This is a genomic window from Anaeromassilibacillus sp. D41t1_190614_C2, from assembly GCF_015558525.1.
In the GTDB taxonomy this organism is placed as follows: domain Bacteria; phylum Bacillota; class Clostridia; order Oscillospirales; family Acutalibacteraceae; genus Anaeromassilibacillus; species Anaeromassilibacillus stercoravium.
The window spans coordinates 37,411-43,525 of sequence record NZ_JADMOD010000022.1 but is presented as its reverse complement, the minus strand read 5'-3'; the positions used below and the strand labels follow the sequence as shown (position 1 = coordinate 43,525).

The 6,115-nt window shown below is 49.0% G+C and carries 6 protein-coding genes; all 6 read right to left on the bottom strand.

The window, feature by feature from the left end; translation table 11 throughout:
• Positions 1–144 precede the first annotated feature (144 nt).
• Positions 145–642 carry a MarR family winged helix-turn-helix transcriptional regulator gene (locus I2G69_RS13475; protein WP_195560942.1) on the bottom strand — a complete coding sequence of 166 codons (498 nt, stop codon included), beginning with the start codon at positions 640–642 and terminating at the stop codon, positions 145–147.
• Between the two features lie 259 nt (positions 643–901).
• On the bottom strand, positions 902–1,438 hold the full coding sequence (locus I2G69_RS13470) for an HdeD family acid-resistance protein (RefSeq protein ID WP_191362908.1): 537 nt from the start codon (positions 1,436–1,438) through the stop codon (positions 902–904).
• Positions 1,439–1,792: 354 nt separating this feature from the next.
• The gene (locus I2G69_RS13465; RefSeq protein WP_087230778.1) at positions 1,793–2,623 is read right to left on the bottom strand and encodes an Mrp/NBP35 family ATP-binding protein; all 831 of its coding nucleotides are present in this window, start codon (positions 2,621–2,623) and stop codon (positions 1,793–1,795) included.
• Between the two features lie 112 nt (positions 2,624–2,735).
• Positions 2,736–3,695 carry an NAD(P)H-dependent glycerol-3-phosphate dehydrogenase gene (locus I2G69_RS13460; protein ID WP_087231017.1) on the bottom strand — a complete coding sequence of 320 codons (960 nt, stop codon included), beginning with the start codon at positions 3,693–3,695 and terminating at the stop codon, positions 2,736–2,738.
• 201 nt (positions 3,696–3,896) lie between these two features.
• Positions 3,897–5,423 carry a sensor histidine kinase gene (locus I2G69_RS13455; protein WP_330396768.1) on the bottom strand — a complete coding sequence of 509 codons (1,527 nt, stop codon included), beginning with the start codon at positions 5,421–5,423 and terminating at the stop codon, positions 3,897–3,899.
• Entirely contained in the window at positions 5,413–6,093 is a 681-nt protein-coding gene (locus I2G69_RS13450; protein WP_087230775.1) for a response regulator transcription factor, read from the bottom strand. The genes I2G69_RS13455 and I2G69_RS13450 overlap by 11 nt, the downstream gene beginning before the upstream one ends.
• Positions 6,094–6,115 lie beyond the last annotated feature (22 nt).

The following is a 6,115-nucleotide window of genomic DNA, read 5'->3' as shown; positions in this document are numbered from 1 at the left end:
CCTGTGTTACGTCGTTGTTCCATTCGTTTTTGTCCAGTTCCTTGTAGAAGTTCTCGTACAGCATCGGGCGCAGGTTCTCAAAATCGAGTATGCAAACTCTTTCATTTATGGAAAGCCAATAAAAACATCATATGCAGCACATCACTATCCTCGATTGTCACTCAACTTTTCTTTTTCGATCTCCAATAAGATATCAAACAAACGGGCCGACAACTCTATGAGCTGGTTGAGGTTTTCTGTTCCCAACCGGTGTTCCGCTTCATCCAGTATGGAAAAAATTTCTTTTCGGTTCTGTTCCAAAAGAGCCTTGCCCTTTTCAGTTAAACAGACAAACACCGCACGGCGATCGTTCTTCGTCATACTGCGGGCAACGAGCCCTTTCCCTTCTAAAGAGTTCAGCATCTGTGACACCGCTGGCATGGACATTTGTGTACGCCGGCTTATTTCAGAAATGCGTACGCCATCATCGCCGCCATTTTCTTTTTGCAGCTTTCCGCATACCTCAATCTTATGTAACATAAAAAAAGCGCTCATCGGCAAGCCATCCCTCTGCACAAAAAGAGGCTTTACGCATTTATATCGCCAGAAGAGATCCAATATTTTTTTTCCACAATGTGCTTCCCAATCCTCATATTCTTCCATATGGCAACCGTTCCTTTTCCTAATATTTTGTTCTATAAACAATTAAGCATATTAATATTATAAAAACCCTGAACGATTGTCAAGGGAAAGCCTAAATCTCCATGGCCTTCCAAAATATTTTCATCTAATAGGACGCCATATCGCTTCCCTATGAGCTATTTTTGTGGGGATACACCCACTTATACTTGTATCCTTGCAAAACTTATGATTAAAGAAAAACGCCGCATATAAGCGGCGTTTTTCTCCTATCCAAATACATCTATTTCATTTGTAAACGGCTCTCAAACCACCACATAAACAAGGACGCGGCCCCCTGCAAAAGGAATACGATCCCCATTGTAATCCCAATAATCTGGATGGCGATCACCGGGCGGATAAAAGTGGCAAACCCCAATACAATCTCAGCAACACCGACGAGCATCATCCAATACCAACCGTTAATCCCAAATCGCTTGATCTCCAAGGAATCCACGGCCCGGATCACACCGGAAAAGACCGTCCACAACCCAAAAACATAGGGGATGACGCTCACCATTGCAACCTGGTCGCATAAAACAAAGAGGCCCAATAGGGCGGTTAGAATACCTTCCGCTAGAAGCCAACCTGCACCATAAAGGTGCTTACTGCAAAAAATATAAACCGCGACGCTGATGATACCCGAAATCAGCATTGCCAGCCCAAACACAATCGTCAGCGATAACAAAATGGACGACGGCGCAACGATGGCGAGCACACCTGCAAACACCAATAGGACACCGGAAATCAACCAAAGTGTTTTCGATACTCCTGTTTTCATAAAATACAATCCTCCTCTTATGCCCGGTGAAAAGAGAACCGTTTTCTCCATCCATGCGGAGCTTAACGCCCAGTTTTTTCCGAGCCCTTTTTACAAGCCAGCCAACGGCAATTCCTATCAGCCGCCGAAACCCATGTTGTAACCACAGCCTCTGCTTGCCGGACCTTGGAAATATGTCCCCATTATACCTCTGTATTCTGGAAAATGAAACTGTTTTTTCCAATTTTTGCAGTTTGTATTTTACCACCCGTTATAATTTTATATAAAAATACATCCTGTTGTGTAAAAGTCCGCTCTACACAACAGGATGTCCATTTTTCACTTCTGTTATCAGAAATTTAGAAAAGCAGGGCCTTACAGTTGTTCCACCGCATCTGCCGCATCGTCCAAGCAGTCCACATTGACCAACTCCGCCAGGCCTGCATCATAATTCTTCGCAATCTCGGGATCAATCGGCACCTTGCCGAGCACCTTCAAACCAAACTGCTCCGCCGTCTGCTCCACATGGCTCTCGCCAAACACCTTGATCTCCTTGCCGCAGTCCGGGCATTTCACATAGCTCATGTTTTCCACAATGCCGATGATCGGCACGTTCATCATCTTTGCCATGTTCACAGCCTTTGCCACAATCATGGAAACCAGCTCCTGCGGGGAAGTGACAATCACAATTCCATCCAGCGGGATGCTCTGGAATACGGTCAGCGGCACATCGCCGGTCCCCGGAGGCATGTCCACAAACAGATAGTCAACGTTTTCCCAAATGACGTCCGTCCAGAACTGCTTGACGGTATTGGCAATAATCGGGCCACGCCATACAACGGGCGCTGTCTCGTCGTCCAGCAAAAGGTTGACCGACATGATGTCGATGCCCGTTTTGGTCCGCGCCGGAAGGATGCCAAACTCACTGCCCATTGCCTTCTGATGAATGCCGAATGCCTTCGGGATCGAAGGGCCAGTGATGTCTGCATCCAACACGGCAGTATGTGCGCCGCGGCGGTTCAGCAGCACAGCCAGCATAGATGTGACCATGCTCTTGCCAACGCCGCCCTTTCCGCTAACCACACCGATTACCTTTTTAATATGGCTCATCGCATTGGGTTTCTCCAAAAAATCCGCAGGATTTGCCTCCCTGGAGGGACAATTCTCCCCACAGCTGCTGCAATCGTGCGTACAATTCTCACTCATACAGATTCTCCTTTTTTATCCGCCGCCGTGCAGCGGTAAAATTCGCCCGCTCTATAGCTAGGCGCTCTTCTATTGTAATAATATATACCAAATTTGTCAACAAAGCCGGCAGCTAAAATTCTTTCTTTAAGCTGCGCATAAAGAGATCCAGAAGAACTTGGTCGGGATCTTCGCCGCGGTTGACTACGGCATCCACTGCATTACAAATCGGCATTTCTACACCGTACAGGTCACACAGGCGCAGTAAGGCAGTTGTAGTTGCCACGCCTTCCGCCAGCTCCTCATAGGGTTCCCCACGGACAAACGCCTCTCCAAACCGGCGGTTGTGGCTATATTGCGAAAAAACGGTCGCCTGATAATCTCCCAGATGGCTCAAGCCATAGGCAGTGATCTCATTGCCGCCCATGGCTTTAATCAGACGCGCCACCTCGCGTGTACCGCGGGCCATCAGCGCCCCTTTGAGCGCCGTCTTATTCTTGCCGTCCAGCATCCCCGCTGCAATGCCGATCACATTTTTCGCCGCCGCGCCGACTTCATTGCCGATTAAGTCGCTGCCGTAATAAAATCGGATGAGCTCGCTAGAGAACGCCTTGACCAACATTTCTTTTGCCTCTTGGCTGCGGCTATCGATGACCATACAATTGGGGATGCCTGCGGTAAAGTCCTGCACATGGCCCGGTCCCACCCAAATGGAGACAGTGGTTGTCTTTGGGGTGTACTCTTCTACAATCTGTGTCAGGCGCTTGCCTGTTAAAGCTTCAATACCTTTCATGCAAAGTACAATCGCCTTGTCGTTCAAATCGAGTACAGAAAGCTGCTGCATCAAAGCCCGCAAGCTTTGGGCCCCAATGGAAAGCACCAGGATTTCCGCATGTTTCACTGCTGCGCCCAAATCGCTGGTCAAGACGACGGAGCCCTCCAACGTCACCAGCCCATTGCTACGGCATTCATAAAGCGTCTTCATCTTCTGGGAACTTTCCCGACCGTATAATACCACCTGGTGCTGCAGACGATCTGCGTACCATGCCAAAAAACTGCCCCATCTCCCGCAACCGATCACCGATATGTTCATAAATGCGGTACAAGCCATCTAAAATCGCTTATACCCGCCTCCTCTCCAAAATATATCTGGGGTTTGCATACGTACACGCTAAACTAAAATCCAATTTGTATAATAACGATAGATTATACGGATTGTATGCTTTGTTTCCCCAAAAAGGCGATTCCTGCTGTTTCATATTATAGCATATAGCAAAGGAAAAAACAGCGCAATTTATCTTGAGACATTTGAGAGGGGCTTCGGAGCCTCAACAACGCTATCCCCTTGCACATCCAGTTCAAACCAGAAGGTACTTCCCACACCTTGCTCGCTCTGTACACCGTATGCGCCGCCGTGCATATCCAAAATCGTCTTGACAATCGAAAGGCCCAGGCCCGTCCCGATTTGCGCGCGCTTGTGGGCTTTGTCCACCTTGTAATAGCGTTCCCAGATATCTTTGAGCTTATCTTGCTCGATTCCCTCGCCCGTGTCGCGCACCTCGATTCGAACTTTTCCGTCGTGTTCGGTCTGGCGCAAACGGACCACCTTGTCCTCGCCGGTATAAGTAATCGCGTTGTTCACCAAGTTGTACACCACCTGCGAAATCTTCAGTTCATCGGCATACACGGTGACGTCCCGATCCGCTGTAAAGCTGATATGGTAATCCGTGAGCTTGTTATAACGCCCTAAAATATCCCGTACACTCTCCGTCAGATCAAAGAAGCTGGGGGAAAGCTTCTGCGCCCCGGCCTGCATTTTGCTTAGGTCGAGCATATCGTTGACCAGCGTTGTCAGGCGGTTCGCCTCATCGATGATGACCTGCACATTCTCCGGCGTATTTTCCCCGGGAAGATCGCGCATGACCTCTGCGTAGCCTGTAATCATTGTCAACGGCGTGCGCAGATCGTGCGAGACATTGGCGATCAGGTCGCGCCGGAGGGTCTCCACCTTGGAGAGCTCCTTCGCTGCATAATTGAGCGTCGCGCCCAGCTCGGCAATCTCCCGATACCCATTTTCTGCAAATTGCACATCGTAGTTTCCCTGCGCCAAGACCTTCGCGGAGGAATTGATCTTGATAATCGGCCCTGAAATGCGCCGTGACAAAAATAGCGCCAGGAAAAATGCCAAGATCAACATAATCACCGTGATCCACGTGAGCTGCACGCGGAGGGTCTGCACAGTGGAGCCAACGGGTGAAATGGTGGAATTGAGCAAAACCAACAGGTGTTTGCCATTTTCCCGCTCGGTGATGAAAGTGTAGATCATGCTCTCTGGCGAATCCGGGTTTTCTGGTATCTGTTGATCCCAATTCGGCACTGTGCGCATATTGTCCTCCGGGAACTGCTCAAAATAGACGCCCCCGTTCCGGCGGGTAATCTCATAAATAAACGCGCGCTGCAAACCGTTGAGGCGATGAATCACACAATTGGGCAGGGCGTCCTCCGAATAGAACAAATCGCCGTATTCATCCGAGACAATGATACAAATTTGATTGTCCCGCGCGATATTCTGTATGAGCGTGCTCAAGTCATCGGAATTGATATTGCGCTCGATGGTCTGGGCAGAATTCTTGATATCGCTCACCTTGATAAACTTATAAAAACTTCCTAGAAACATAATCTGAAAGACCCACAGCATCACCAAAATGATTGCAGCAAAGGCAGCAAAGCCGGAGAACAATCCCCATTTTATCCCAATGCGGTTGGAAAAACGCTCCCTGAGACGGTCTTTCATTTGTTTCAGCAACGATTCAAACTTCAAATCGATAGCCAACTCCCCTCAACGTAACAATAAACTTGCTGTACTGCTTGAGGCTTTTCCGCAGGAGCTTGATGTGGGTGTCCAGGGTCCGGTCGTCCCCATAAAAATCATAGCCCCAGACATTTGTAATCAAATTTTCCCTTGTCAATGCAATGTTGCGGTTCTTTGCAAAGTAGAACAACAGGTCGTATTCCTTTGGCGAAAGATCGACCTTTTCCCCGTCGATCGTGACGATACGGCCGGTGAAATCGATGGTCAGCCCTTCGAAACTCACCTGATCTTTTTTGGGCTGGTCGGCCGCGGGCTTTGCTCGTTTCATAATGGCATTGATGCGCATCATCAGCTCTTTTGGGGAGAAAGGCTTGACCACATAGTCGTCGATCCCCAGTTCAAAGCCATGGATTTTATCGTATTCTTCGCCGCGCGCGGACAGCATCAGCACGGGCGTGGCACTATATTTCCGAATTTCGCGTACGGCAGAAAAGCCGTCCAGCTCCGGCATCATCACGTCCATGATGATGATGTCAAAATCATCCGGATGTTCGCGGCAGATGCGCACGGCCTCCATCCCGTCCGCCGCCTCGCGTACGGTATGGCCCTCGAACTCTGCATATTTCCGGATTAATGCGCGGATTTTATCCTCATCGTCTACCACTAATATGCGATACATGTGCACTCCTCCTTGTGATACT

Bases quoted from the DNA above. Each gene is read 5' to 3' on its own strand.
- I2G69_RS13465 (WP_087230778.1), bottom strand. From the start codon at position 2,623: ATGAGTGAGAATTGTACGCACGATTGCAGCAGCTGTGGGGAGAATTGT.
- I2G69_RS13460 (WP_087231017.1), bottom strand. From the start codon at position 3,695: ATGAACATATCGGTGATCGGTTGCGGGAGATGGGGCAGTTTTTTGGCA.
- I2G69_RS13470 (WP_191362908.1), bottom strand. From the start codon at position 1,438: ATGAAAACAGGAGTATCGAAAACACTTTGGTTGATTTCCGGTGTCCTA.
- I2G69_RS13450 (WP_087230775.1), bottom strand. From the start codon at position 6,093: ATGTATCGCATATTAGTGGTAGACGATGAGGATAAAATCCGCGCATTA.
- I2G69_RS13475 (WP_195560942.1), bottom strand. From the start codon at position 642: ATGGAAGAATATGAGGATTGGGAAGCACATTGTGGAAAAAAAATATTG.